20 protein-coding genes and 1 pseudogene are annotated in these 23,576 nt (G+C 59.0%); 11 read left to right on the top strand and 10 right to left on the bottom strand.

Features of this window, described 5'->3' with window-relative positions; translation table 11 throughout:
• Positions 1-3: 3 nt before the first annotated feature.
• Entirely contained in the window at positions 4-3,852 is a 3,849-nt protein-coding gene (locus ACYZTY_RS24300) for a sensor domain-containing protein (RefSeq protein ID WP_461955793.1), read from the bottom strand.
• 285 nt (positions 3,853-4,137) lie between these two features.
• On the opposite strand from ACYZTY_RS24300, the gene ettA reads away from it, so the two are divergent.
• Positions 4,138-5,802 (top strand): energy-dependent translational throttle protein EttA, encoded by a 1,665-nt coding sequence (gene ettA, locus ACYZTY_RS24295; RefSeq protein WP_461955792.1) that lies wholly within the window; start codon positions 4,138-4,140, stop codon positions 5,800-5,802.
• Positions 5,803-5,965: 163 nt separating this feature from the next.
• Here ettA and ACYZTY_RS24290 read toward each other — a convergent pair whose 3' ends face one another.
• From ACYZTY_RS24290 to ACYZTY_RS24275, 4 genes are all read right to left on the bottom strand, one after another.
• Entirely contained in the window at positions 5,966-6,460 is a 495-nt protein-coding gene (locus ACYZTY_RS24290; RefSeq protein WP_461955791.1) for a GreA/GreB family elongation factor, read from the bottom strand.
• A gap of 70 nt (positions 6,461-6,530) precedes the next feature.
• Positions 6,531-6,887, bottom strand: coding sequence for a hypothetical protein (locus tag ACYZTY_RS24285; RefSeq protein WP_461955790.1), 357 nt, complete (start codon positions 6,885-6,887; stop codon positions 6,531-6,533).
• Positions 6,888-7,094: 207 nt separating this feature from the next.
• Positions 7,095-8,948, bottom strand: a complete 1,854-nt coding sequence (locus ACYZTY_RS24280; RefSeq protein WP_461955789.1) for an Lnb N-terminal periplasmic domain-containing protein — start codon at positions 8,946-8,948, stop codon at positions 7,095-7,097.
• 217 nt (positions 8,949-9,165) lie between these two features.
• On the bottom strand, positions 9,166-9,654 hold the full coding sequence (locus tag ACYZTY_RS24275; protein WP_461955788.1) for a DUF3015 domain-containing protein: 489 nt from the start codon (positions 9,652-9,654) through the stop codon (positions 9,166-9,168).
• 276 nt (positions 9,655-9,930) lie between these two features.
• Here ACYZTY_RS24275 and ACYZTY_RS24270 point away from each other — a divergent pair, with 276 nt between their 5' ends.
• Positions 9,931-12,369 (top strand): Lon protease family protein, encoded by a 2,439-nt coding sequence (locus tag ACYZTY_RS24270; protein WP_461955787.1) that lies wholly within the window; start codon positions 9,931-9,933, stop codon positions 12,367-12,369.
• 319 nt (positions 12,370-12,688) lie between these two features.
• Positions 12,689-13,028: pseudogene (locus ACYZTY_RS24265) on the top strand (PA4575 family protein).
• A 5-nt stretch (positions 13,029-13,033) separates the two neighbouring features.
• Here ACYZTY_RS24265 and ACYZTY_RS24260 read toward each other — a convergent pair.
• Positions 13,034-14,863, bottom strand: coding sequence for a hypothetical protein (locus tag ACYZTY_RS24260; RefSeq protein ID WP_461955786.1), 1,830 nt, complete (start codon positions 14,861-14,863; stop codon positions 13,034-13,036).
• Positions 14,864-15,022: 159 nt separating this feature from the next.
• Between ACYZTY_RS24260 and ACYZTY_RS24255 the strand changes: the two genes are divergently transcribed.
• The 3 genes from ACYZTY_RS24255 (at position 15,023) to ACYZTY_RS24245 (ending at position 16,804) form a co-directional block, all read left to right on the top strand.
• The gene (locus ACYZTY_RS24255; protein WP_131061871.1) at positions 15,023-15,511 is read left to right on the top strand and encodes a TIGR00645 family protein; all 489 of its coding nucleotides are present in this window, start codon (positions 15,023-15,025) and stop codon (positions 15,509-15,511) included.
• Positions 15,512-15,753: 242 nt separating this feature from the next.
• Complete coding sequence (locus ACYZTY_RS24250) at positions 15,754-16,065, top strand: DUF6482 family protein (protein ID WP_461955785.1); 312 nt, start codon at positions 15,754-15,756, stop codon at positions 16,063-16,065.
• Between the two features lie 121 nt (positions 16,066-16,186).
• The gene (locus ACYZTY_RS24245; RefSeq protein ID WP_109634978.1) at positions 16,187-16,804 is read left to right on the top strand and encodes an FKBP-type peptidyl-prolyl cis-trans isomerase; all 618 of its coding nucleotides are present in this window, start codon (positions 16,187-16,189) and stop codon (positions 16,802-16,804) included.
• Positions 16,805-16,930: 126 nt separating this feature from the next.
• Here ACYZTY_RS24245 and ACYZTY_RS24240 read toward each other — a convergent pair whose 3' ends face one another.
• The 3 genes from ACYZTY_RS24240 to ACYZTY_RS24230 all read right to left on the bottom strand — a co-directional run bounded on the left by ACYZTY_RS24240 (position 16,931) and on the right by ACYZTY_RS24230 (position 18,885).
• On the bottom strand, positions 16,931-17,188 hold the full coding sequence (locus tag ACYZTY_RS24240) for a PA4570 family protein (RefSeq protein ID WP_084319505.1): 258 nt from the start codon (positions 17,186-17,188) through the stop codon (positions 16,931-16,933).
• 206 nt (positions 17,189-17,394) lie between these two features.
• The gene (locus ACYZTY_RS24235; protein ID WP_461955784.1) at positions 17,395-17,736 is read right to left on the bottom strand and encodes a zinc ribbon domain-containing protein YjdM; all 342 of its coding nucleotides are present in this window, start codon (positions 17,734-17,736) and stop codon (positions 17,395-17,397) included.
• A gap of 180 nt (positions 17,737-17,916) precedes the next feature.
• A complete protein-coding gene (locus ACYZTY_RS24230) occupies positions 17,917-18,885 on the bottom strand; it encodes a polyprenyl synthetase family protein (protein ID WP_461955783.1) in 969 nt (322 codons plus the stop codon).
• Between the two features lie 240 nt (positions 18,886-19,125).
• On the opposite strand from ACYZTY_RS24230, the gene rplU reads away from it, so the two are divergent.
• The 5 genes from rplU (at position 19,126) to ACYZTY_RS24205 (ending at position 22,900) form a co-directional block, all read left to right on the top strand.
• Positions 19,126-19,440 carry a 50S ribosomal protein L21 gene (rplU, locus tag ACYZTY_RS24225; protein WP_003176051.1) on the top strand — a complete coding sequence of 105 codons (315 nt, stop codon included), beginning with the start codon at positions 19,126-19,128 and terminating at the stop codon, positions 19,438-19,440.
• 34 nt (positions 19,441-19,474) lie between these two features.
• Positions 19,475-19,750 carry a 50S ribosomal protein L27 gene (gene rpmA / locus ACYZTY_RS24220; protein WP_003215862.1) on the top strand — a complete coding sequence of 92 codons (276 nt, stop codon included), beginning with the start codon at positions 19,475-19,477 and terminating at the stop codon, positions 19,748-19,750.
• 193 nt (positions 19,751-19,943) lie between these two features.
• Complete coding sequence (gene cgtA, locus ACYZTY_RS24215; protein WP_461955782.1) at positions 19,944-21,167, top strand: Obg family GTPase CgtA; 1,224 nt, start codon at positions 19,944-19,946, stop codon at positions 21,165-21,167.
• Positions 21,168-21,304: 137 nt separating this feature from the next.
• On the top strand, positions 21,305-22,423 hold the full coding sequence (proB, locus tag ACYZTY_RS24210; protein ID WP_461959392.1) for a glutamate 5-kinase: 1,119 nt from the start codon (positions 21,305-21,307) through the stop codon (positions 22,421-22,423).
• A 12-nt stretch (positions 22,424-22,435) separates the two neighbouring features.
• The gene (locus ACYZTY_RS24205) at positions 22,436-22,900 is read left to right on the top strand and encodes a CreA family protein (protein WP_007938427.1); all 465 of its coding nucleotides are present in this window, start codon (positions 22,436-22,438) and stop codon (positions 22,898-22,900) included.
• A gap of 184 nt (positions 22,901-23,084) precedes the next feature.
• On the opposite strand, the gene rpsT is transcribed toward ACYZTY_RS24205, so the two are convergent.
• The gene (gene rpsT / locus ACYZTY_RS24200; protein ID WP_008154937.1) at positions 23,085-23,363 is read right to left on the bottom strand and encodes a 30S ribosomal protein S20; all 279 of its coding nucleotides are present in this window, start codon (positions 23,361-23,363) and stop codon (positions 23,085-23,087) included.
• Positions 23,364-23,576 lie beyond the last annotated feature (213 nt).

Raw genomic sequence — 23,576 nt, 5'->3', positions numbered from 1 at the left:
CGATCAGTCGAACATGAACAGCGCATCATTGCTGAACTGCGCCTCAAACCGGCTCGCCGGCATCGGCCGCCCGAACAGATACCCCTGAACCTCATCGCAGCCATGCTCACGCAGGAAGTCGAGTTGCTCGTGGGTTTCCACGCCCTCGGCGATCACCGCCAGATTGAGGCTGTGGGCCATGGCGATGATCGCCCGGGCAATCTGCGCATCCTGTTCACCCGACGGCAGGCCATCAACGAAGGTGCGGTCGATTTTCAGCACGTCGATCGGGAATTGCTTGAGGTAGTTGAGCGATGAATAACCGGTGCCGAAGTCGTCAACCGCGATGCTCAGGCCGAGATTTTTCAGCCCGGCGAGAATCTGCATCGCTTCGCTGACTTCACGCATCAGGATACTTTCGGTCAGTTCCAGCTCCAGGCATGCCGGCGGCAGGCCGGTTTCCTTGAGGATGTTAGCGATCCGCGTGCCGAGCTGGCCGTCGGAGAACTGCCGGGCCGAAATGTTCACCGACACCTTCGGCACCCGCACCTTGGCCTGATGCCAGGTCTTGAGCTGACGGCAGGCTTCACTGATCACCCAGTCGCCGACATCCACCACCAGACCGAGCTCTTCGAGCACCGGAATGAAGTCTCCCGGCGGCACCAGACCGCGTCGCGGATGGCGCCAACGCAGCAAGGCTTCGGCACCTGTCAGGCGTTTGCCATCGCCGCTGAACTGCGGCTGGTAATACAGCACAAATTCGTCTTGCTCCAAGGCATGCCGCAAGTCGCTTTCCAGCTCCAGGCGCTCCAGGGCGCTGGCGTTCATGTCCGCCTGATAAAACTGGAAGTTGTTCTTGCCGCGCTCCTTGGCGTGGTACATCGCGGTGTCGGCGTTCTTCATCAGTTGACTGAGCTCGTTGCCATCCTGCGGGCTCAGGGCGATACCGATACTGGCGGTGACGAAGAACTCCCGGCCTTCCAGCACGAACGGTTTCACCAGGCTGGCGAGGATCTGCTCGGCCACATGAATCGCCCGGTTCAAGGCGATTTCACGGTTGACCCGCGGTTGCAGCAGCAAGGTGAATTCATCGCCGCCCATGCGCGCCACGGTGTCGTCATCGTCGACGCAACCGAGCAGGCGCGTGGCCATTTCCTTGAGCATGCGGTCGCCGGCGGCATGGCCGAGGGAGTCGTTGATCGGTTTGAAACGGTCGAGGTCGAGGAACATCAGCACCACCCAGGACTTCTGCCGCTCGGCCGATTGCAGCGCGGTGTGCAGACGGTCCTGGAACAGCGTGCGGTTGGGCAGGTGGGTCAGGGCGTCGTAGTAGGCGAGGCGGTGAATCCGCTGTTCGCTGGCCTTGCGCTCGCTGATGTCGCTGAAGAAGCACACGTAACTGGCCAGATCACCTTCATCGTCGAGCACCGCGGTGATGCCGACCCAGGCCGGGTAATGCTCGCCATTGCGCCGCTTGAGCCAGACTTCGCCCTCCCAGGTGCTGTTCTCATGCAGTTGCTTGAGCACATAACGCAGATGGGCTTCCTGCTGCTCGTCGACGGTCAGCATGTTCGGCAACTGGTCCAGCACCTGCTCCACGGCATAACCGCTGACGCGACTGAACGCTTCGTTGGCCTGGACGATGTAGCCGGCCGGGTCGGTGATCAGGATCGCCGAGGTCGAATGCTCGAATACCGTGGCGGCCATGCGCAGGTCTTTCTCGGCCCGGCGTTGCTGGCTGATGTCGCGACCAACCCCGAGCACGCCTTCGAATGCACCGTGCTCGTCCCAGACCAGCACCAGCCGCAGCTCGATCGGGATCTTTCGCCCGTCGGCCCGCAGGCAATCGAACAGGAACAGTTGGGTCTGCACCTGGCTGCGCAACAACGCCAGTTGCTCGGGTTTATCCAGCGCTTTGCTGACCCGGTCCATCAGGCCGTAAATGCCGGTCAGTTGCTGCGGGTTGGCGATGGTCGATTGCCAGCCGTTCTGGAAGATCCACTCGGCGTCGTAGCCCAGCACGGCATGCACCGACGGGCTGACGTAATTGAGCGACATCTTGCTGTCGGTGGAGAAAATCACGTCGCTGATGCTTTCGGCGAGCATCCGGTAGCGCTGCTCGCTGTCACGCAGGGATTCACTGGCTTCGATCTGTTCGGTGATGTCCTTGGCCACGCCGATGATCCGCGTGACCTGATCGTGTTTGTCCCGCGCCAAAGCCTGTTCGCGAATGTCGAAGCGCCGCCACTTGCCGTCGCGATGACGGAAACGCAGTTGGCATTGCAGCAATTGGGTGTAACCCGCGTGGCGCTGGGTTTGGCGCGAGCGGTGGTAGTAATCGGCGTCTTCGGGGTGCAGGAGGATTTCCCAGAAGTACTCGCCCATCTGTTGCAGCTCGGTGCGGTTGTAACCGAGGGTCTGGCCCAGGTGATGGTTGCTGAAGATCATTCGCTGGCTGATCACGTCCTGCACGTACAGGTGATCCGGCACGGTGCGCACTACGTCGGACCAGAATCCTTCGCGTTCCAGCAGCGACAGCTCGATGAGTTTGCGGCTGGTGATGTCGGTGATGCTCAGGATCACCGCTTTGTAGTCGTCCTGGTCTTCCGGCAGGCGCAGCACCAGCCACAGGTGCTGGTCGCGGCCATTGGCATCCTGGAGTTGGATTTCCAGTTCAAGCTGTTTCTGCTGGTTGAGCACGGTTTCGAGCACTTGGTGGCCAATGGCAGTGCCGTCCAGCGGGGAGCCATCAATCAACAGTTTCCAGGCCTGATCGCAGGAGTTGACGTTCAGCAGTTGCAGGGCGACCTGGTTGACCTCGGTGATGCGCAGCTCCGAAAGCAGCTGCCCGCGCTGCTCCGGTATTTCGAGCCAAGCCTTGAGTTGCTCGCTGTTGTGCAGGTGGGCCTTGTCGAAGAAGGTCTTGAGCCCCGAGACGTCAAGTACGCAAAGGGCAACGCCGGTGCCTTCGAAAATATCGTGATAGCGCCGGCGGCCTTCATGCAACTGTCGTTGACGGCGGCGAATGTTCAGCAGCGCGATGAACGGCAACAGGGAGAAGGCCAGGCCCAACAGGCATTTGCCGATGAACGCCGGCAACAATTGTTCGAGCACTTGCTGGCGATCGAACAGCCCGCGCAGCTGCCAGTCGCTGCTGCTCAGGGGCACCGTCAGCACGCTGTTGGCCAGATCGTCCGGGGACAACGCGCTCGGTTTGACCGAAGGTGACGCTTCATCGCGGCTGATGATCTGGTGATTGACCCGGTTTTCCACCAGCCACAGCGGGCGGATGCCGGCTTCGTTTGGTTTGGTCAGTGACGAGAAAAATGTCGGCGTCAGGCGCAGGGCCCAGTAACCACGGCTGCTGCCAATGGCTTGATGCAGCAGCAGGTGCACCACTGAACCGTCATCAGCATTGCTGAAATAGTGGGCCTGAGCGCGGCTGCGCCGGACCAGCTCGCTCAGGTAGTCGGCGTCCTGGCTGTCGGCGGCGCTGTCGCTGAGGACTTTGCCGGAAGGACTGAGCAACGCCAGGCTGCGCAGTTCTGGCAGCGACTGTTGCAACTTGCGCAGCAACGCCTGCTGTTCGTCGGCAGTTTGCGGTTGTTCGACGATTGGTAGCAGGTTGAGGGCAATCTGGGCGTTGAGCGCCATGTTCAGGCTGACTTGCGCGGCCAGGTCGGCGGTGTAGTCGATGGTGTATTGGCGCTGGTGTTTCTGTGTTTCGCGAAGTTGATCCAGCAGCTGCCAGAACAGCAGCGCGAGCAGCAACAGCACGAGCGTCGCCAACGCACCCTTCAAGGATCCGCGCAGGGGCGAGCCGGTCGCAGGACTGGCTGCGCTCACGGACGATGGCGGAGAGACATTAGACAAACTGTAATCCTGCGGTTTGGCTGGACTGGCGCGACGTGCACTATAAGCCGGACGCCCGAAGGGCGGCTAGCATGCCTTGAGTTGTGGCGAAGTGCCAGCCCCTCACGGCTGGACTGCCATCTGTCATTAAGGTAGCTTTGCCGGTTACGCGGGAGCGTTCCAGCTCCTAGAATCAGACTTTTTCAGCGCGCACGCATTGATAACCATCAATCGGACGACGCGCACAGTCTGGCCGGGCTTCGCCTGCGCTCCAATCATTCATCTGTCACTGACCCAAGGTTCTCCATGGCTCAATACGTATTCACCATGCATCGGCTGGGCAAAGTTGTTCCGCCGAAGCGGGAAATCCTGAAAAACATTTCGCTGTCCTTCTTCCCCGGCGCCAAAATTGGCGTACTCGGCCTCAACGGTTCGGGTAAGTCCACGCTGCTGAAAATCATGGCGGGCGTCGACACCGAGTTCGAGGGCGAAGCCCGTCCGATGCCGGAGCTGAACATCGGCTACCTGCCACAGGAACCGATCCTGGACCCGACCAAGACCGTACGTGAAGTGGTCGAGGAAGCGGTCAGCGTGATCAAGAACGCCCAAGCGCGCCTGGATGAGGTCTACGCCGCTTACGCTGAGGAAGATGCCGACTTCGACAAGCTGGCCGCCGAACAGGCCAAGCTCGAAGCCATCCTGCAAGCCAGCGACGGTCACAACCTGGATCGCCAACTGGAAGTCGCCGCCGATGCGCTGCGTCTACCAGCGTGGGATGCCAAGGTCGAATTCCTCTCCGGTGGTGAAAAGCGTCGTGTGGCCCTGTGCCGTCTGCTGCTGTCCGCCCCCGACATGCTGCTGCTCGACGAACCGACCAACCACTTGGACGCCGATTCTGTCGCCTGGCTGGAACACTTTCTGCACGATTTCCCGGGCACCGTGGTCGCGATCACGCACGACCGGTACTTCCTGGACAACGTCGCCGGCTGGATCCTCGAGCTCGACCGCGGCGCCGGTATCCCGTACGAGGGCAACTATTCGGGTTGGCTTGAAGCCAAGTCCGATCGTCTGGCGGCTGAATCCAAGTCGCAGTCGGCCCACGAAAAAGCCATGAAGGAAGAACTGGAGTGGGTGCGCAAAGGCGCCAAGGCCCGCCAGTCCAAATCCAAGGCTCGTCTGCAACGCTTCGAAGAAATGCAATCGCAGGAATTCCAGAAGCGCAGCGAAACCAACGAGATCTACATCCCGGCCGGTCCGCGCCTGGGTGACAAGGTCATCGAGTTCAAGAACGTTTCCAAGGGTTATGGCGATCGCGTGCTGATCGACAACCTGTCGTTCTCCATGCCTAAAGGCGCCATCGTTGGCGTGATCGGCGGTAACGGTGCCGGTAAATCGACCCTGTTCCGCATGCTGATGGGCAAGGAAACACCGGATTCGGGCAGCATCGAAGTCGGCGAAACCGTGCAACTGGCGTGCGTCGACCAGAGCCGCGAAGACCTGGATGGCAGCAAGACTGTGTTCCAGCAAATCTCCGACGGTTCCGATCAGATCCGCATCGGCAACTACGAGATCCCGTCGCGCACCTACGTCGGTCGCTTCAACTTCAAGGGCGGCGACCAGCAGAAGTTCGTCAAGGACCTGTCCGGTGGTGAGCGCGGTCGCTTGCACCTGGCCCTGACCCTGAAAGAGGGCGGCAACGTCCTGCTGCTCGACGAACCGTCCAACGACCTCGACGTTGAAACCCTGCGTTCCCTGGAAGAAGCCCTGCTGGACTTCCCGGGCGCCGCCATTGTGATCTCTCACGATCGGTGGTTCCTTGACCGCGTCGCGACGCACATCCTGGCGTACGAAGACGACTCGCAAGCGGTGTTCTTCGAAGGTAACTACACCGAGTACGAAGCCGATCGCCGCAAGCGCCTTGGCGAAGCCGCTACTCAGCCGCATCGTGTACGGCACAAGAAACTGGCCTGATAGCGGGTGGGTTGCATGAAAAACGGAGCCTTCGGGGCTCCGTTTTTTTATGGGTGTTATTCAGCTAAAACGCGGCGCGGCCTTCGCGGGCAAGCCTCGCTCCTACAGAGGAATGCATTCCAAATTGTAGGAGCGAGGCTTGCCCGCGAAGGCGTCCTCCTGATCACCCGATCTCAATGCCCAGAACCTCAATCACCAAATCCCCCACCGGCCGCTTCCACACAACTTCATCCCCGACCTGCGCGCCCAGCAACGCCCGCCCCAGCGGCGAACCCCAGTTGATCAGCCCGCTCGCAGCATCCGCCTGATCCTCGCCCACCAACTGCACGCGTTGTTCGTTGCCCTGTTCATCGGCAAAGGTCACCCAGGCGCCCATCTGCACTTTGTTCGTCGAGGAAGCCGGGACGACTAGCTGAGCACTTTGCAGGCGTTGATTGAAATACCGCCAGTCACGCTCAAGGTCGGCCTGGCGTTGTTTGTCCGCCAGTTCACCCTTGGCACTTTGTTCATTGAGCAGTTTTTGCACCTCGGCGACTTTCGCCTGAAGCTGCGCAAGCCCGGCGGGCGTGACGTAATTGGGCTGCGCGCTGATCTGCCGTTCGACGGGCTGATCGGCTTGCGCGGCGGCGTTATCTTCATTGACGAAAGCGCGACTCATGGTTTTCTCCCGTTATAGGGTTTGGGCCATGGTTGCAGGCTTTTAGTTTCGAGGGATGTCTGTCAGCGACTCATTGCGAGCGATAGGCACGGGCAGCATCCTGGTCTTTCTGTTGCTGCCAGGCTTTGTCGCGGTCGTCCCAATGGTGGCTGCGATAGTCCTGGCGATCCTCGCTTTCGCGCATGGCCTGGCACTGGCGAAAGCCGTCGCTCCAGCCTTCGGCGTACTGCTTGTCCTTGAGATAACGCGGGACGTTCTTGCGAAATTCCCCGGTGATTGCCCCCGCGGCTTGCCGGCCACTGCTGCAACCGTCATCGAAACCATCGGCGAACGCCGGTGGATAACCTTTGGCGATCAACTCCTCGTGGGTCGTCTGGCAACCCGCGATCAACATCAACAACCCCAGCACACCTGCGTAACGCGACATCTTGGACTCCCGGGCCGTTAGACGGCTTACAGGGAAAGTCTAGGACCGGATTCGTGAGGCGCTTGTGAAATGAGCGTGATGAATCTGTTGGTCAACGATATCCCCTGTAGGAGTGAGCCTGCTCGCGAATGCGGTGGATTAGTCAACATTGATGTCGACTGACACTCCGCCTTCGCGAGCAGGCTCACTCCTACAGGGGAACTTGCGTTAATAGTGATACCACTTCACCTCAAGCATCACCTCGTTCTCGGGCGAGGCGAGGTGGCTGAATTCGCGCTGGGCACTCAGGCGTACACCGAGGTTGCGCGACAATTCCCACTGCTGATTCAGGCTCATGCTGCGGCGCACTTCGCCATTGGTGAAGAAATCGCCCTTGGTTTCGAGGCTGAAGTTGCCCAACGGGTTTTTCCACAGCAGACCACTGTTGAAACCTGCCGCCGGAGCAATAAAGCCCGCAAAGTCGTTGTTGTGCTCGACACGCACGGTGCCCAGTGCAAAGCCCAGCATGTCTTCGCCCAGTTGCCAGGTGCCGCCGCCGCCACCGTTGACGTGGCTGACCAGCGTTTCATCGTCATGCTTGCCCGGTACGCGCTCCAGACCACCCGTGACTTGCCACGACAACGGCTGCAACAGCTCATTGCGCGGCGTCAGGGAGCGAATGGTCGCCAGGTCCAGTTGCTGGAACTGCCAGTGATTGCCTTCGTACTGGCGCAGTTTCATCTGCAGGATTTCGATCTGCGCACCGAGCGGGAAGCTCTCGGCGTTATCGTTGAGGTCGTGATAAGCCATGCGCAGGCCATATTCGCCGAACGCCTTGTCACCCCGGGTGCCGATACCGGCCTGCCAGGTGCGGGATTCGTGTCCGTCTTCGGGCAAGCCGGGTTGCGGGATGGCCAGCTCAGGCGGTGGGTTCTGATTGATCGCGCGCAGCAGTTCGAAACTGCGTTGCGCCTGCTCTGGATCGCGTTCCTGACCGTTGGCGCGGTAACGCTCCAGTCGGTAGGCCGCATCGATGATCAGCGCCTGGCGCTCGCGGGGCTGGGCCTTGAACGCAGGCGTCTGCAATTGCTTCTGGTCGGCGCTGACTTTCAGCACCCAGTCCTGCTCGTCGCGGGTTAACGGCTCGGCGCGGCTCAGCAGCTCTCGTTCACGGGACGGCCGATACTGAATGGATTCCACCAGCCCGGCTTCCTTCACTGCTTTGACGGTGTCGGTCGGGATCGCGGTCAGCGGGAACTGTTCGGTCAATCGCAGGCTCGGGCGGGCGACTTGCAGCAATTCCAGCAGCCTATAAGAGCAGTTTTCGTCGAAGAAAAAATAGTCGAACTGGATCTGCTTCAACTCCCAGACGTGCTCGACCATGCGCTCGGTTTCTGCCTGCGTCAGGTTCAGCCTGTACTCCCACAGGTCCCGGTTCTCGAGGCTGCGGTATTCCGAGAGTTTTTCCTGATACGGCACCAGCGCAAACAGACCCGGATAGCCACCCATCAAACCTTTCCAGGCGTACAGGATGCTGTTGTCCGAGCCTTCGATGTACGCGCCGAAGTTGATCGCATAACTGAGCAGGGCGGTTTGATCGCTCTGCACATTGGCCTGGTCAATGCGCAGCAAGGTATGGCCGAACATCGATGATGGACTGTTCAGATAAGCCGCCGGGAAAATCATCACCGCACTATGGGGCGAAACATCCTTGAACCATTGCTTGAATTCGCTGCAATCGAGCGTCGGCAAATCAGTCAGGTTGAGCTGCGCCTTCAGCCAACGGGTGCGTGCCGGATAGACGCATTGCGCATGTTTTTCGCCGGCACTGGCCGGGGCGTACAGCGCCTGCACGGTGGCGGCCAGTTCGCGGTCGGGGTGTTCGTTGCCGTCGGGTGCGAGAAAGAACTTCCTGTCGCTGACATAGCTGCGCCAGCCGCCCAGCTTGGCGGTTTCGTAATGGCCCAGGGAAATCCAGAAGGGGTCGTTGGCCAGTTGCTGCAAACGTTGATTGTCGACATGTGGCGCGGCGGACAGCGGGGCGCAGACACAGAGCGCCAGCCAGGCAAGGCGTTTGAGCATAGTGGGCAACTTAAGTCGAAAAAAACAAAGACCCAGTACGGAAGATACGTCGTTGTAGGAGCCGGCTTGCTGGCGATGGCATCGACACGGTATTTCTGAATCACCGCGGTGATGCCATCGCCAGCAAGCCGGCTCCTACAATTGGACGGTATGGCCGAAAGAGGGGCAGGTCCAAAAAAACAAAACCCGCTCCCCGGAAGGAGCGGGCGGGTCGAGCTTAAGCTTGAGTCGCGTACTTGGCCAGACGCGGATCGCTCTTCAGAACGGCCAGGGTGTTGGTATGCACGTCGTCAGCGGTCACGTCAGCCTTGCTGAAGATCTGCTGGAAGTGCTCGTGAGTCACGGCAGCGAAGTGCGCACGGTCTTCCGGCGCTACGCCCAGTACCACAGCGTAGGTCGTCAGCGCTTCGCCGTTACCTTTGGCCATGTCTTCGGACAGCTCGTTCATCATGCCATTCATGGCAATCCAGGATTTGCCGCCATAGGTCAGCGACGCATTAGTCGAGCAACCGTTGGTACCGGAGGTCATACCGAAGGTTGCGTTACCGGAAGTGCCGTTGGTGGTGGATGCCAGGAAGTGAGCCGGGGTGCCACGCTGACCTTCGAACAGCATGTTGCCCCAACCGCAATCCGGGCCGCCTGGCGCCTGTGCCATGGCGTTGATGGATACAGCGGTGAAGAGAGTACCGAGAAGAATCCGTTTCATAGCTTTGTTCTCTTTATGTGCATACCAATGGACAAGGGGTCTGGCCCGATCTGGCGCCAGTGGGCCGGTTATTGTTCCAGCCGCGCAGTTTGGAGTTTAGGCACGTTCCTGAGGTTCCGTGATTTTTTGCAAAACATTTGCTGAAATCATTGATTTTCCCCCGGCGGGCCTGGAGATGACGGTTTGTCTATGCTTTGGCTGGAGGCGCGCCTTGCAAGTGAGGTATGGGCAGCGCCAGAATGCCGCTATCTGCCCCGCCTGATGTAAGGAAGCCCGATGCCTGATCCTGTTGCTGCCAGCTTGCGTCTAGCGCCTGAAGCGCTGACCCGTCCGTTTTCCGCTGAACAGTTCAGCTTCTCTACCACCAATGATCTGGAGCCCTTCCGCGGTGTGCTTGGCCAGGAGCGTGCGGTTGAAGCGTTGCAGTTTGGCGTGGCCATGCCGCGCCCCGGTTACAACGTCTTTGTCATGGGCGAGCCCGGCACCGGCCGGTTTTCGTTCGTCAAACGCTACCTGAAGGCCGAAGCCAAACGCCTGCAAACCCCGGCGGACTGGGTCTATGTCAATAATTACGATGAGCCTCGCGAGCCTCGCGCGCTAGAACTGCCATCGGGCACGGCCGGTGCCTTCATCGGTGACATCAACGGTTTGATCGACAACCTGTTGGCGACCTTTCCGGCGGTGTTCGAACACCCGTCCTACCAGCAGAAGAAAAGCGCCATCGACCGCGCCTTCAACCAGCGCTACGACAAGGCACTGGACGTGATCGAGCGCCTGGCGCTGGAGAAGGAAGTCGCGCTGTATCGCGACGCCAGCAACATTGCGTTCACGCCGATGGCCGAGGGCAAGGCCCTGGACGAAGCGGAATTCGCCCAGCTGCCGGAAGCCGATCGTGAGCGTTTCCACGACGATATTTCCGGTCTGGAGGAGCGACTGAACGAAGAGCTCGCCAGCCTGCCGCAATGGAAGCGCGAGTCGAGCAATCAACTGCGCCACCTCAACGAAGAAACCATCACCCTGGCCTTGCAGCCGTTGCTGTCGCCGTTGTCGGAGAAGTACGCAGAAAACGCGGCCGTTTGCGGTTACCTGCAAGCCATGCAGGTCTACCTGCTCAAGACCGTGGTCGAGCAACTGGTGGACGACAGTAAGACCGACGCCATCGCCCGCAAGCTGCTGGAAGAACAATACGCCCCGAGTCTGGTGGTGGGGCATTCGTCCAGCGGTGGTGCGCCGGTGGTCTTCGAGCCGCACCCGACTTACGAAAACCTGTTTGGCCGCATTGAATACAGCACCGATCAGGGCGCGCTCTACACCACGTATCGGCAGCTGCGCCCCGGTGCGCTGCACCGCGCCAACGGCGGCTTCCTGATCCTTGAAGCGGAAAAAATGCTCAGCGAGCCGTTCGTGTGGGATGCGCTCAAGCGCGCCCTGCAATCGCGCAAACTGAAAATGGAATCGCCGCTGGGTGAGCTGGGCCGTCTGGCCACGGTAACCCTGACGCCGCAACACATTCCGTTGCAGGTCAAAGTCGTCATCATCGGTGCGCGTCAGCTGTATTACACGCTGCAAGACCTCGATCCGGACTTCCAGGAGATGTTCCGCGTCCTGGTGGACTTCGACGAAGACATCCCGATGGTCGACGAGAGCCTGGAGCAGTTCGCCCAGTTGCTGAAAACCCGCACCTCTGAAGAGGGCATGGCGCCGCTGACGGCCGATGCCGTCGCACGCCTGGCGACTTACAGCGCGCGTCTGGCCGAACACCAGGGGCGTTTGTCGGCACGCATCGGTGATCTGTTCCAGTTGGTCAGCGAGGCGGATTTCATCCGCCACCTGGCGGGTGACGAGATGACCGATGCCGGGCATATCGAGCGTGCGCTCAAGGCCAAGGCCACCCGCACCGGGCGCGTCTCGGCGCGGATTCTCGATGACATGCTGGCCGGAATCATCCTGATTGACACGGACGGCGCCGCCGTCGGCAAATGCAACGGGCTGACCGTGCTGGAAGTCGGCGACTCGGCGTTCGGTGTCCCGGCGCGGATTTCCGCCACGGTCTACCCGGGCGGCAGCGGTATCGTCGACATCGAGCGCGAGGTCAACCTCGGTCAGCCGATTCACTCCAAAGGCGTGATGATCCTCACCGGGTATCTGGGCAGCCGTTACGCCCAGGAATTCCCGCTGGCGATTTCCGCGAGTATCGCCCTGGAGCAATCCTACGGTTACGTCGATGGTGACAGTGCGTCGCTGGGCGAGGCGTGTACGCTGATCTCGGCCCTGTCGAAAACGCCGCTCAAGCAGTGTTTTGCGATCACCGGCTCGATCAACCAGTTCGGTGAAGTGCAGGCAGTGGGCGGGGTAAACGAGAAGATCGAAGGCTTCTTCCGACTCTGCGAGGCCCGCGGGCTGACGGGTGAGCAGGGGGCGATCATTCCGCAGGCCAACGTGGCCACGCTGATGCTCGACGAGAAGGTGTTGTCGGCGGTGCGGGCGGGGCAGTTCCATGTCTATGCCGTGCGCCAGGCTGACGAGGCGCTGAGCCTGTTGGTCGGCGAACCGGCCGGTGCGCCGGATGCCGATGGCCAGTTCCCTGAAGGTAGCGTCAACGCGCGGGTGGTGGAACGCTTGCGGGTGATCGCGGAAATGATCAGCGAGGAAGACCTCAAGGAAGCCGAGAAAGAAGCGGCGCTGGAAGCATTGGTCGAAGCCAAGCCGGCCTGACACAAACCTGAGGTCACCCTCAATCCCTTGTGGGAGTGAGCCTGCTCGCGATGAGGCACTGTCATCCAACACATAGGTTGGCTGGAAGTCCGCTATCGCGAGCAGGCTCGCTCCCACATTTGTTTGAAGTGAACCCTGAAAAAGTGCCATCACTCTGACGTCAACATTCACACAATGACCATTCGGCGCCTTCTGGTCTCACTTGACGTGCTAGTCAGACTTTTCTTCTATTCTCAGCTCAAGGATATCGACAGTAATCACTGGATCGAGACAGCCTTCCCGTGGGGGCTGAATACCGGATCTACCGAGGGTCGCCGCCATGTCGCGCAACCTCTGCCTCACCCGTCAATGTTTGGGCCTTGTGACCCGTATCGAGTGTGCCATCCGCCCATTGGCGGGGGATACGGGCATGTGGACCTTACTCTTTGCCGCCGGAATGGCCGGCGAACAACCTTCCGCCATTAAGGCGCAGGGCCCGTTCCATGGTCCTTTCGTGGCTGAATCCATCCTCGACACGATTGTTGAAAGCTTGACTCTGCATGGCTACGAGCTGGCCGATGACCCACAGATCTGGTGCCTGCACCTGCAAGCCCAACTGCGGGAAATCAACGGCGGCCGTTGCCGCAACCTCGGTGGCTGAGTTTCGGCCCGAGCACTGAACCGGCTATTGATCAAGGTGGGTCAGATCAGCCTTGGCCAGTTTGAGCTCGAAACCATATTGCACCGTGGTGAGGTCGGTTCGCTGATAACTTTCCAGACGTGTTGGCTGGCCGTAGAAGTAATGCACGGCAAATAACGCCGGGCCTTCTGCGCTTGCGTCGTGAGTGACCGAAAGAATTTCTTTCAGATAGTTTCCAGAACCGTCCTTGGCGAAAAATCGCCAGTCCTGGGCAGGAAACAGCTTCAAATCCACCACCAGCGCATTGCCCTTGAGTTCCAGGCCTTTGGGTAGCGCATGGGCATCGAGCGTTTGTTTGGCCACTGTCGCCAGGAACAGCGGCATGGAGCCCACCGCATAGGCTGGCGTTTCCGGAAACAGATTCAGGTCATAGGTAATGACGCCGCGTAGGGGATCGACCTCGTAAGCCTCTGTTGGCAGCTCGATCGGCTCATCGCGTTTGCCGCTGCCATTCTCTGTAAAGAAAGTGACTGGGCTATCGCCAGGACTGAACGATGTGCCGAGCAGTTCATCATTGAAGCTTCTGGGGTGATCGAACTCGATGCGCGCGGCGCTGGGGTCATCCACCGACTGACTGACGAGAATGCCCTTCTTCAGCTGTTCCTCGCTCAATGTCGCGCCCTTGAGCCAAATCGGGGCCTGATCGTCATACACCACCACCGGCAAGGTCAGTGGCTGGATGGTTTTTTCCGTGGTGTGTGAGTCGAAGCGGCGCACCGGCAGGTTCAGGTCCTTGCGAGTCACCGTGGCGGCCGAGAAGTCCAGCACGCTGACCTCAACAGTTTCGACCGGTCCGTTGAAATACACTTTGCTGTAATGATTCTTCTGCTGCGCCTCGAAGCTGCGCTGTTCTTCTTCGATCTGTTTTGCGAACGTCTCGCTCCAGGCCTTCTGTTGCTGCAATTTCGCCAGTTGTTTTTGATAGAAGGTGATTTGCGCGGCGGTTTCATTGATCGAGCCCGAGCGCGAGAGGAATTGCCCAGTGGAGTCTTTGGCCTGGACGATCAGCGGATTCAACGGTGTTTCGCTGACTTCCGGGGCCAACGGCGCGCTGTTGTTGAATTCGATTTCGGCGTAATTGTTGCCAAGTTTCAGCAGGGTGACGCTGAGGTTATCGTTGGTGCGGGTCTGGCCAACGTCTTTTTTCGTCAGGTCGAAGGTGTAGAGCTTGCGCGGGGCAATGACCTCGACCTTGCCTTGTAGGCTTGCGGGTTGGGGCTGGTTCTTGTTGTCCACGTCCAGGCCGTCGATGAACGGATAGGTCACCGTCAGATCATCCGGGTTGGTCAGGTTGGAACTCGACGGGCTCAGCTGAATGCCGGGATCGGTTTCCGACCATTCCGGCTGGAACGCGATGACGCGTTTGTTGCTCAGGGTCACCGATTGCCATTCCAGGCCATGGGGAAACAGAAACGCAGCCGGATTGTTGAAGTTGAAGGGGAACACCGGTTGCAGATCGGTCAGGTAGTCGGAGCTGGAGTCTTTGTGCAGCACGAACAAACCATTGATGTAGGTATCCACCAGGGCCTGTGGCGTGGGGTAGTGCTTGAGCACGGCAAGAACGTCTTCGCCGTATTCGGTTTCCACGGGTTTACTGTCGAGCTTGAGTTGCGCACGCTCAAGCAACAACAGCGAACCGCCGAGTTCGGCGACGGCATCCTTGAGTTTCGGGTCCTGAATCGCGTCCAGAGACTTCTCGAACTGCGCGGTCTTTTCCTCGAGGCTGGTCTGGCGCTTCTCATCGCTGGGTGAGCAGCCGCTCAGCAGCAGAGCCAGGCAAATGCCGGCACTCGTTATTGGCAATCGCACATCCATTTCCAGTCTTCCTGTCCGATGTCGCTGAGCTGTCAATAGTCTGGACACTAGCAGAAAAACTTTGTGACACACGCGCAGGTGGCGGATTTCCCGACGGTTTCTGGCTGTAACGGGGGGCTGTTATACTCGCCGCCATTTCCAGCCCACGTGTGAGATTCAATGGAACGCTTTATCGAAAATGCAATGTACGCATCCCGCTGGCTGCTGGCGCCGATCTACTTCGGTCTGTCCCTCGGGCTACTGGCGCTGGCGCTGAAATTCTTCCAGGAAGTGTTCCACGTCATTCCCAACGTATTCTCGATGGCCGAGTCGGACCTGATCCTGGTGCTGTTGTCGCTGATCGACATGGCGCTGGTGGGTGGTTTGCTGGTGATGGTGATGATTTCCGGTTACGAGAACTTCGTTTCCCAACTGGACATCGACGACGGCAAGGAAAAGCTCAACTGGCTGGGTACCATGGATTCGTCTTCGCTGAAGATGAAAGTGGCGGCCTCCATCGTGGCGATTTCGTCGATCCACCTGCTGCGGGTTTTCATGGACGCCAAGAACGTCGATCCCGAGCATTTGAAGTGGTACGTGATCATTCACATGACCTTTGTGGTGTCGGCGTTTGCCATGGGCTATCTGGACAAACTCACCAAGCACTGATCCTGCCAGGAACGCTCCCTGTGGCGAGGGAGCTTGCTCCCGTTGGGCTGCGAAGCGGCCCCGCTTTATCTCCAGTGGTTTCCCTTGCAGCATTGACGACTGCTGCGCAGCCGAGCGCGAGCAAGCTCGCTCGCCACAGGTTCTGTCAAACCAGACGGGCGGTGTCGTTCGTGGCTTGTACTTTGAGGCATCAAGGCATATGCCTGTAAGTATCTTGGCTCGACACCGTATGAGGTGCCTTCATGAACTTCGTTGAGTTGCGTGCTTATGCCATCGCTGGGAAAATCGATGAGCTGAACCTGATCTCCATGGAAGGCGGGATCTACCTGCTGGAAGCGCGCATGCATGGTGCGGCGTATCCCTTGAGTGATGCCCGCGGGGAAATGTTTCACCTTCGCTCGGTCGAGCACGCGCGCGAAGTGCTTCACGATTTCCCCTCCTTGTCATTCAACCTTGTCCACACGTCCGTTCATGACGAGATGTGTGGGATGGGCTCCGGTGCAGAGGAAAGCCTGAAGGTACCGATTGCCTTCCGTTCTGCCTGGCACCACTGACACCTCTCATCAGCGCAACGACATCTGTGCTAGTCTGCTGGCCCTTTTGGTTCCGGGCGCTCCGGGACGCGCTGTGCACGCACGGCAAGTTCCAGGGCCGTCCGCACAGCGGAGCAGTGTCATGTCCGAAGTAAATCTGTCCACCGACGAAACCCGCGTCAGCTACGGTATTGGCCGTCAGTTGGGCGACCAACTGCGCGACAACCCGCCACCGGGCGTTAGCCTGGACGCGATCCTGGCTGGCCTGACCGACGCATTCGCCGGTAAGCCTAGCCGTGTGGGTCAGGAAGAAATGTCCGCAAGCTTCAAGGTCATCCGCGAAATCATGCAAGCCGAAGCCGCTGCAAAAGCTGAAGCGGCCGCTGGCGAAGGCCTGGCCTTCCTGGCTGAAAACGCCAAGCGTGACGGCATCACCACCCTGGCTTCGGGCCTGCAATTCGAAGTGCTGACTCAAGGCGAAGGCGCCAAGCCAACCCGTGAAGATCAAGTGCGCACTCACTACCACGGCACCCTGATCGACGGCACCGTGTTCGACAGCTCCTACGATCGCGGCCAGCCTGCAGAATTCCCGGTCGGTGGCGTGATCGCTGGCTGGACCGAAGCCCTGCAACTGATGAATGCCGGCAGCAAATGGCGTCTGTACGTGCCGAGCGAACTGGCTTACGGCGCTCAAGGCGTTGGCAGCATTCCGCCGCACAGCGTTCTGGTGTTCGACGTCGAGTTGCTCGACGTTCTGTAACACATGACCTCGTAAACCTGTAGGAGCGAGGCTTGCCCGCGAAGGCGGTGTGTCAGTCGCATTGATGTCGACTGATAAATCGCATTCGCGAGCAAGCTTCGCTCCTACAGGGTTTTTCAGTACTTCTCATACTTCGATCTTATGGTTCAGATCGCTCGTCGGGCGCAACGCCCGGGCATAGCAGAACAGAAACAGATTACGCACCAGTTCCTTGAGCACCACCGGCTCGCTGGAACTCAAGCCGTTGACGTCCAGATCACCCTGATCCTGCAGCTCGTTCAAGGCTTCTTCTTCAAGCACTGCACAGACTTCTCCGGTTTCCCGATGCAGGATCCTGAGGTACGGGTGTGGGCGGTCCAGCCAGGCATCGATCAAATAAGTCATGGGTCTCATCTCCATTGATGGGTTTCAATGAGAATAATTCTTATTCATCAAATAGCAAGGGCCTATTGGCAGTTTGTGATTTTTTTCGGGTAAAGATTGCGTAAGGTCAAAACGACTGGCGTTTGGCTATTGCGAGGGATGGCTGGGCGAAGCGAGGGAAGGTGAAGCACCATCCCACGCAGGGCGCGGGATGGAAGACAGCAGATTCAGACTTTTCTGACGAACTCGGATTTGAGCTTCATCGGGCCGATGCCGTCGATTTTGCAGTCGATGTCGTGATCGCCATCGCACAGGCGGATGTTCTTGACCTTGGTGCCGACCTTGACCACCAGTGACGTGCCTTTGACCTTCAGGTCCTTGATCACGGTGATGGTGTCGCCGTCCTGCAGGACGTTGCCGACCGAATCCTTTTTCACGGTGTCAGCGGAAGCCGCTTCGGCTTCGCCACTGGCGGACCACTCGTGGGCGCACTCAGGGCAGATCAGCTGCGCGCCGTCTTCATAGGTGTATTCGGAATTGCATTTTGGGCAGGGTGGCAACGTGCTCACTAAAGCTCCTTGGATTCAGGATCGCTAAAAAGCGCACATTATATAGGGTTTATACGGGGTAAAGGGCAGCGCGTGATTTTGTAGGAGCGAGGCTTGCCCGCGAATGCGGTTTGTCAGTCCGCATCGATATCGCCTGACGCGCCGCCTTCGCGAGCAAGCTTCGCTCCTACAGGGCCGGGGCTAGTGCGTGCGGGCTACCGCAAACTCACTCAATTCGACCAATGCATCACGATATTCGCTGGCTGGCAGCGCATCGAGGCATTCGATTGCACGGGCCACGTAATCACGGGCTAGCTGCGCGGTGTAATCCAGCGAACCGGACGCTTCCACGGCTTCGCGAATGCTTTCCAGGTCTTCGATGCCGCCTTTCTGGATCGCTTTGCGCACCAGTGCCGCCTGTTCCGGTGTTCCTTCGCGCATGGTGTAGATCAGCGGCAGGGTCGGCTTGCCTTCGGCCAGATCGTCGCCGACGTTCTTGCCCAGGGTTTCCGCGTCACCTTTGTAGTCCAGCAGGTCGTCGACCAACTGGAAGGCTACACCAAGGTGATCGCCAAACGTGCGCAGGGCTTCGGCCTGTTCCGGTGTCGCTTCGCACAGGGCCGCCGCACTGTGGGTCGAGGCTTCAAAGAGCATCGCGGTTTTACCGCGGATGACTTCCATGTAGGTTTCTTCAGTAGTGCTGGCGTCACGAACCTTGGACAGCTGCAACACTTCGCCTTCGGCGATGATGCGCGTGGCTTGCGAAAGGATTTTCATCACCGGCATGGAGCCCAGTTCGACCATCATTTCGAAGGAGCGTGAATACAGGAAGTCGCCAACCAGCACGCTCGGAGCATTGCCCCACATGGCGTTGGCGGTCGAGCGGCCACGGCGCATGCCGGACATGTCGACCACGTCGTCGTGCAGCAGGGTGGCGGTGTGCAGGAACTCGATGGTCGCGGCGAGCAGGCGCAGGTCGTCGCCTTCGCGACCCAGAGCCTTGCCACACAGCAACACTAATAGAGGACGCAGGCGTTTACCGCCAGCCGAGGTAATGTAATCGCCGATTTTCGATACCAGCGGCACTCGGGAAGTCAGCTGCTTCTTGATGATGCCGTCGACGGCGCTAAAATCGTCCGCCACCGCGCGGTAGAAAGCTTGGGGTTGCATCAGCGACAGTTGCTCCAGAAGGGTTGCGCGGCATGCTAGGACCCACGTCGGCGGGTGTCAAGGCACGATGGATGGCCTCTTGCATCGCCCCGGCAGCTTGCGTACAATCGCGCACCCTGAACTTCCTGGGCAGCACCTGCCTTACGCAATTGCAAACAGGCCTTCCAGCCTTATGCAGCCATGCCAGCCAATACCTCTTCTTATAAAGAGCTGGGTGAGCAGGATTATCGGAGAAATACCATGTCGTACGCAGTAATTGTTACTGGTGGCAAGCAATACAAGGTCGCCCCAGGTGAATACCTGAAGATCGAAAAACTGGAAATCGCTACCGGCGAATCCGTTACTTTTGATCGCGTTCTGTTGGTCGCCAATGGCGATGACGTGAACATCGGCGCTCCAGTTGTTGCCGGCGCTACCGTTGTGGCTGAAGTGATCTCCCAAGGTCGTCACGATAAAGTCCGCATCATCAAGTTCCGTCGTCGTAAGCACCACATGAAGCGTATGGGCCACCGCCAGTGGTACACCGAGATCAAAATCACCGGTATTCAGGCTTAATTTCAGCCTAATTCCTCACTAGGAGAATTGACTCATGGCACACAAAAAAGCTGGTGGTAGTACCCGTAACGGTCGCGACTCAGAAGCCAAACGCCTTGGCGTGAAGATGTATGGCGGCCAGGTTATCATTCCGGGCAACATCATCGTGCGTCAGCGCGGCACCCAATTCCACGCCGGTTACGGTGTTGGCATGGGTAAAGATCACACTCTGTTCGCTAAAATCGACGGCGTGATCAAGTTCGAAGTAAAAGGCGCTTTCAACCGCCGTTACGTGAGCATTGTCCCGAAGACTGAAGTCGTCGCGGCATAATTACGTAGTTGCTGGAAAAGCCCTGTCTCGCGACGGGGCTTTTTCGTTTGTGGGGTGAGTCTCTTGCAAAGCTGTTTGTGATGGGCTCCAGCGCTGGATTTTCGGTCGTTGATTGAGGTCGCTGCGCTCATTTTTGCAAGAGTCTTATGTCTGGATTTTTTCGGCTCGTCCGTATGACGAGAGGCGTTTTGTTATGAAGTTTGTTGATGAAGTATCGATTCGAGTAAAGGCCGGTGACGGCGGCAACGGTTGCATGAGCTTCCGTCGCGAGAAATTTATTGAAAACGGCGGCCCGAACGGCGGTGACGGTGGTGATGGCGGCTCGGTCTACATGATCGCCGACGAAAACCTCAACACCCTGGTGGACTACCGTTACACCCGGCACTTCGATGCCGAGCGCGGTTCCAACGGCGGCAGCACCGACTGCACCGGCAAAAAAGGTGAAGAGCTGGTGCTGCGTGTTCCGGTTGGCACCACCGTCATCGACTCCGCGACTCAGGAAGTGATCGGCGACCTGACCAAGGCCGGCCAGCGTCTGCTGGTGGCTCATGGTGGCTGGCATGGTCTGGGCAACACCCGTTTCAAATCCAGTACCAACCGTGCTCCGCGCCAGACCACTCCGGGTAAGCCGGGTGAGGCGCGTGACCTCAAGCTGGAAATGAAAGTGTTGGCTGACGTCGGCCTGCTGGGCTTGCCGAACGCCGGTAAAAGTACCTTCATTCGCTCTGTTTCGGCTGCCAAGCCGAAAGTCGCCGACTACCCGTTCACCACGCTGGTGCCAAACCTGGGTGTGGTCAGCGTCGATCGCTGGAAGAGCTTCGTGGTCGCGGACATTCCGGGTCTGATCGAAGGCGCTTCCGATGGCGCGGGCCTGGGGATTCGCTTCCTCAAGCACTTGTCGCGTACCCGTTTGCTGCTGCACCTCGTCGACATGGCGCCGCTGGATGACGCCAGTGCTCCGGATGCCGCTGAAGTGATCGTCAGCGAGCTGACCAAGTTCAGCCCGTCCCTGGCTGAGCGTGATCGCTGGCTGGTGCTGAACAAGTGCGACCAGATCCTTGAAGAAGAGCACGATGCTCGCGTCAAGGAAATCGTTGATCGCCTGGAATGGACCGGTCCGGTTTACGTGATCTCCGCCATCTCCAAGCTGGGCACCGAGCGTCTGTGTCACGACATCATGCGTTACATGGAAGATCGTGCTGACCGTCTGGCTAACGATCCGGCCTACAAAGAAGAGCTGGCCGAACTCGATCAGCGCATCGAAGACGAAGCCCGTGCCCAGTTGCAGGCCCTGGATGACCAGCGTGCCCTGCGTCGCAGCGGCGTGAAGTCGGTCCATGATATCGGCGACGATGATTGGGACGAAGAAGATGTGGATGATGAAGACGGTCCGGAAATCATTTACGTGCGTGACTGATCCGTTGCGATAAACTTGAACGCCGCTCAATCGAGCGGCGTTTTAGTATCTGGAAATCGATCGTTGGTCAGTAATAGCCACGATTAACGTCACGGGCAGCGCTGGGTCGCGCTGTCCTCAAGCTAAGGTTGAAGATGATGCGGAGCAAGGTGACAGGTGCGCAGCGTTGGGTCGTGAAGATCGGCAGCGCTTTGCTGACGGCGGACGGCAAGGGGCTGGATCGCACGGCAATGGGTGTCTGGGTCGAGCAGATGGTGGCTTTGCATGAAGCTGGCGTCGAACTGGTGCTGGTGTCCTCCGGGGCGGTAGCGGCGGGGATGAGCCGTTTGGGCTGGACTGTACGACCCAGTGCGATGCACGAGCTGCAGGCCGCCGCTGCCATCGGTCAAATGGGCCTGGTGCAGGCCTGGGAGTCGAGCTTTGCCGAGCATGGCCGGCATACTGCGCAGATTCTCCTGACTCACGATGACTTGTCTGACCGCAAGCGCTACCTGAACGCCCGCAGCACCTTGCGTGCGCTGGTCGAACTGAAAGTGATCCCGGTGATCAACGAAAACGACACCGTGGTCACCGACGAGATCCGTTTCGGCGACAACGACACCTTGGCAGCGCTGGTGGCCAACCTGGTCGAGGCTGACTTGCTGGTGATCCTCACCGATCGCGACGGCATGTTCGACGCCGATCCGCGCAACAACCCTGACGCTCAGCTGATTTACGAGGCGCGCGCCGATGATCCGGCGCTGGACGCAGTCGCTGGCGGTACCGGTGGTGCGTTGGGTCGTGGCGGTATGCAGACCAAATTGCGTGCTGCGCGTCTGGCGGCGCGCTCCGGTGCGCACACCATCATCGTCGGCGGGCGCATTGAGCGCGTGCTGGATCGTCTGAAGGCTGGCGAGCGCATCGGCACCCTGTTGTCGCCTGAGCGCGGCATGCTGGCAGCGCGCAAGCAATGGCTGGCTGGTCATCTGCAAACCCGTGGCACGTTGGTGCTGGACGCGGGCGCAGTGACGGCGCTGTCCCAGGGTAACAAAAGTTTGCTGCCGGTCGGCGTCAAACTGGTCCAGGGCAGTTTCCGTCGTGGCGAGATGGTGGTGTGCGTCGCGCCGGACGGTCGTGAGATCGCCCGTGGCCTGGCCAACTACAGCGCGCTGGAAGCACAAAAAATCATCGGTCAATCGTCCGAGGCGATAGTCGGTCTGTTGGGTTACATGGCGGAGCCGGAACTGGTCCACCGCGATAACCTGATTCTGGTCTGAAGGAATATTTGAATGCGTGTAGCAAAAGGATTGTTGGGTCTGCTGTTGGCAATGCCGCTGCTGGCCTCGGCCGAGGAAATTGGGCAGGTGTCGACGGTGTTTAAATTCGTCGGCCCGAACGACCGAATCGTCGTCGAGGCGTTTGATGATCCGAAGGTTGAAGGCGTGACCTGCTATCTGTCTCGCGCCAAGACTGGTGGCGTGAAGGGCGGGTTGGGGCTGGCGGAGGATCGTGCCGAGGCGTCCATTGCGTGCCGCCAGGTGGGGCCGATCAACTTCAAGGGTGAGCTGAAGGATGGCGAGGAGGTGTTCAAGGAGCGCACCTCGCTGGTGTTCAAGACCATGCAAGTGGTGCGCTTCCTCGACAAGAAGCGCAACACGCTGGTGTACCTGGTCTACAGCGATCGCTTGATCGAAGGCAGTCCGCAGAATGCGGTAACGGCAATTCCGATTTTGCCGTGGACACACGCCCAATAAGCTAACGAAGATCCAAATTGTAGGAGTGAGCCTGCTCGCGATAGCGGTCTAACAGTCGACATCACTGTTGAATGTTAAGCCGCTATCGCGAGCAGGCCCACTCCTACCTTTTTTTGCGCGCGTTTGTTAAATCGCAGGCAATAAAAAACCGACCCGGGGGTCGGTTTTTTAACAAGCTTATCGCTTATGCGGCAACAGCAAGGTTCAGAGCCTTGACGTGACCGTTCAGGCGGCTCTTATGACGAGCTGCCTTGTTCTTGTGGATGATGCCTTTATCGGCCATACGGTCGATAACTGGCACAGCCAGAACGTAAGCTGCTTGAGCTTTTTCAGCGTCTTTTGCGTCGATGGCCTTAACTACATTCTTGATGTAGGTACGAACCATGGAACGCAGGCTGGCGTTGTGGCTGCGACGCTTCTCAGCCTGTTTTGCACGTTTTTTGGCGGAAGGTGTGTTGGCCACCGTCGAGCTCCTCGAAAGACTTTTTAGGAAATAGCAAACAAAATAGGCCGCGAATCATGCCGATGAGTTGATGTCTTGTCAAGGGCGGTTGAGACGTTCCGCTAAGTGGTAGGTATAAAGAGGCGGGATATTTATTTCCGGCGCTTGACCTGTAAACTCGCGAGCTTTGGCTCTGTGCTGCTGCGGCGCGGAGTATCGCATAAGTAGGCGCTT

Source organism: Pseudomonas sp. LB1P83 (assembly GCF_054897885.1).
Note: the sequence above shows the minus strand (reverse complement) of the source record. Positions and strands in the feature narration are given on the sequence as shown.

Bases quoted from the DNA above. Each gene is read 5' to 3' on its own strand.
- ettA (WP_461955792.1), top strand. From the start codon at position 4,138: ATGGCTCAATACGTATTCACCATGCATCGGCTGGGCAAAGTTGTTCCG.
- ACYZTY_RS24290 (WP_461955791.1), bottom strand. From the start codon at position 6,460: ATGAGTCGCGCTTTCGTCAATGAAGATAACGCCGCCGCGCAAGCCGAT.
- ACYZTY_RS24285 (WP_461955790.1), bottom strand. From the start codon at position 6,887: ATGTCGCGTTACGCAGGTGTGCTGGGGTTGTTGATGTTGATCGCGGGT.
- ACYZTY_RS24280 (WP_461955789.1), bottom strand. From the start codon at position 8,948: ATGCTCAAACGCCTTGCCTGGCTGGCGCTCTGTGTCTGCGCCCCGCTG.
- ACYZTY_RS24275 (WP_461955788.1), bottom strand. From the start codon at position 9,654: ATGAAACGGATTCTTCTCGGTACTCTCTTCACCGCTGTATCCATCAAC.
- ACYZTY_RS24270 (WP_461955787.1), top strand. From the start codon at position 9,931: ATGCCTGATCCTGTTGCTGCCAGCTTGCGTCTAGCGCCTGAAGCGCTG.
- ACYZTY_RS24260 (WP_461955786.1), bottom strand. From the start codon at position 14,863: ATGGATGTGCGATTGCCAATAACGAGTGCCGGCATTTGCCTGGCTCTG.
- ACYZTY_RS24255 (WP_131061871.1), top strand. From the start codon at position 15,023: ATGGAACGCTTTATCGAAAATGCAATGTACGCATCCCGCTGGCTGCTG.
- ACYZTY_RS24250 (WP_461955785.1), top strand. From the start codon at position 15,754: ATGAACTTCGTTGAGTTGCGTGCTTATGCCATCGCTGGGAAAATCGAT.
- ACYZTY_RS24245 (WP_109634978.1), top strand. From the start codon at position 16,187: ATGTCCGAAGTAAATCTGTCCACCGACGAAACCCGCGTCAGCTACGGT.
- ACYZTY_RS24240 (WP_084319505.1), bottom strand. From the start codon at position 17,188: ATGACTTATTTGATCGATGCCTGGCTGGACCGCCCACACCCGTACCTC.
- ACYZTY_RS24230 (WP_461955783.1), bottom strand. From the start codon at position 18,885: ATGCAACCCCAAGCTTTCTACCGCGCGGTGGCGGACGATTTTAGCGCC.
- rplU (WP_003176051.1), top strand. From the start codon at position 19,126: ATGTCGTACGCAGTAATTGTTACTGGTGGCAAGCAATACAAGGTCGCC.
- rpmA (WP_003215862.1), top strand. From the start codon at position 19,475: ATGGCACACAAAAAAGCTGGTGGTAGTACCCGTAACGGTCGCGACTCA.
- cgtA (WP_461955782.1), top strand. From the start codon at position 19,944: ATGAAGTTTGTTGATGAAGTATCGATTCGAGTAAAGGCCGGTGACGGC.
- proB (WP_461959392.1), top strand. From the start codon at position 21,305: ATGCGGAGCAAGGTGACAGGTGCGCAGCGTTGGGTCGTGAAGATCGGC.
- ACYZTY_RS24205 (WP_007938427.1), top strand. From the start codon at position 22,436: ATGCGTGTAGCAAAAGGATTGTTGGGTCTGCTGTTGGCAATGCCGCTG.